Raw genomic sequence first — 1071 nt, 5'->3', positions numbered from 1 at the left:
CTCCTTTTATTCTACTGTCTATTATAACTCTTTTCACAAAGGAAGCAACTGAAAAATGAAAAAGGCAGGGACTTTCTCCTCACCTTTTCTAACATAATCCAAACTAAGCAATACTAGCAAGGAGAACTTCTAACTCCTCCTTGGTCAAGCGACGCCATTCTCCTCGTTTCAAATTCTCATCCAAAACTAGAGTCCCCATGGCCAAACGTTGTAGGTCCACTACTTCCTTCCCGCAGTATGCTACCATGCGTTTGACTTGATGAAATTTTCCTTCTCTAATAGTCACCCGAACCTGGCTCTCATCCTTATATGAATCCACTGACAAAATCTCCAGTTTGGCCGGCTGGCAGGTAAAGTCCTTGAGCGGAATACCCTTGCCAAATGTTTCCACATCTTCTTGGCTCATGATTCCCTTGACCTGAGCTTGATAAGTTTTATCTACATGACGCTTGGGCGATAGAAGGGAATGAGCCAGCTTTCCATCATTTGTCAAGAGTAAGAGTCCATGCGTATCGATATCCAATCGCCCTACAGGAAAGACTTCTTTGGCACGTCCATAGTCATCCAACAAGTCCAGAACCGTTCTATGCTTGGGATCTTCAGTCGCCGAAATGACTCCTTGGGGCTTGTTCATCATGTAGTAGACAAACTCCTCGTACTCTAGCACTTGACCATCAAAGCGAATTTCGTCTTTTTCTTCATTTATTTGCAATTTTGCTGATTTTTCTTTTTTGCCATTGACCGTCACGCGTCCAGCCTTGAGCAAGTTTTTGACCTCCGTCCGACTTCCCACAGCGCATGCAACTAAAAATTTATCTAATCTCATAAAACTATTATATCATACTCAAAAGGAGGCTGGTACAATGACCAACCTCCTTTTCTTTTCATACTCTTCAAAAATCTCTTCAAACCGCGTCAACTTCCATCTGCAACCTCAAAACAGTGTTTTGAGCTGACTTCGTCAGTTCTATCTATAACCGCAAAGCAGTGCTTTGAGCAGCCTGCGGCTAGTTTCCTAGTTTACTCTTTGATTTTCATTGAGTATCAGATTTAAGAAATTAACTTCCTCGT

General features: G+C 42.3%; 1 protein-coding gene. It reads right to left on the bottom strand.

Going from position 1 to position 1071, the window contains the following annotated elements; translation table 11 throughout:
• Nucleotides 1–103 precede the first annotated feature (103 nt).
• Nucleotides 104–826: a pseudouridine synthase gene (locus GMD1S_RS10420; protein ID WP_008282969.1), complete on the bottom strand. Its 723-nt coding sequence runs from the start codon at nucleotides 824–826 to the stop codon at nucleotides 104–106.
• Between the last annotated feature and the right edge of the window lie 245 nt (nucleotides 827–1071).

The organism is Streptococcus sp. GMD1S, assembly GCF_000296875.1.
In the GTDB taxonomy this organism is placed as follows: domain Bacteria; phylum Bacillota; class Bacilli; order Lactobacillales; family Streptococcaceae; genus Streptococcus.
Note: the sequence above shows the minus strand (reverse complement) of the source record. Positions and strands in the feature narration are given on the sequence as shown.